This is a genomic window from Psychrobacter sp. UBA2514 (assembly GCF_002341255.1).
In the GTDB taxonomy this organism is placed as follows: Bacteria; Pseudomonadota; Gammaproteobacteria; order Pseudomonadales; family Moraxellaceae; genus Psychrobacter; species Psychrobacter pacificensis.
Genome location: NZ_DDNS01000011.1, coordinates 3,364 through 4,386, shown reverse-complemented (window position 1 = coordinate 4,386; position 1,023 = coordinate 3,364). Strand labels below are relative to the sequence as shown.

Sequence of the window (1,023 nt, the reverse complement as noted above, 5' to 3'; positions counted from 1 at the left end):
TAAGGCTTGGTTGCAATGATTTCTTTTAGCTTGTCTTGATCAATAGTAACCAACTGCAAATCCACGCCTTGCTCTAGCTCCATAAGCGATGAGTTTGGCAGACCACTACTAAAGAATGCGGCTTCAATCTTGCCCGCTTTCATACCATCAGCTGCTTCAGCAAAGCCCAAGTAATCGACAGTGATGTCATCATAAGTGATACCAAACCCTTCTAGTAGGGTTCGCGCATTGACTTCGGTACCAGAGCCTTGATCACCAACTGCGATGCGCTTGCCTCTCAAATCTTCAATATTTTTGATACCCGTGTCTTTCGTGGTCACGATTTGCACGACGTTAGGATACAAAACGGCAATTTGCTGGATGTTGTCAATAGGCTTATCGAAGTTATTTTTGCCTTCGACCGCGTCCGTGACCACATCACTGAGCGCCAAGACCATATCGACTTTGCCTTGGGTCAATAGATTGACGTTTTCGACCGATGCGCCCGTGGTTTGTGTCTTTGAGTTAACGCCAAAGTTTTTTACATAGACTTCGGACAATGCAGTGCCGATGATGTTATAAGGGCCAGACGCACCGCCTGTGGCAATGGTTAGGAACTTAGTATCGAGTGTATCGGTAGCCGCATCAGCTGACGTACTATCCGCAGCAGCCGTCTCATTGCCTTCTGAGCTTGGCGATGAGCAGGCGGTTAAGCCTAGCATGGCGCTTAATATCGCTGAAAAAAGTAAGGGAGATTTTAGAGAAGTGAGCATTAAGTTCATCCTTGAAATAATCGATTTAATACAATAAACGGCATTAATATATAGGTATTAATCCGTTACACCTGAGTAATAATATAGCAATTTTTGTGATAAATAAACAAAAGACTGTTTTCTCTTTTGCTTTCAATGCCTTATATTTCAAGCTTTTTGAGAAAATACTTGCATCTTTTATCATAGCCAAAACTTATATTGTTTCGCTATGTGAAACTTAGTTTCAACTTTATTTAACCAAATTTCGATGCTGTTGTAAACCTTTATCACG

General features: G+C 41.8%; 1 pseudogene. It reads right to left on the bottom strand.

The window, feature by feature from the left end:
• Window positions 1-701, bottom strand: a pseudogene (locus tag B3V51_RS04040) (TAXI family TRAP transporter solute-binding subunit); the annotation flags it as partial.
• Between the last annotated feature and the right edge of the window lie 322 nt (window positions 702-1,023).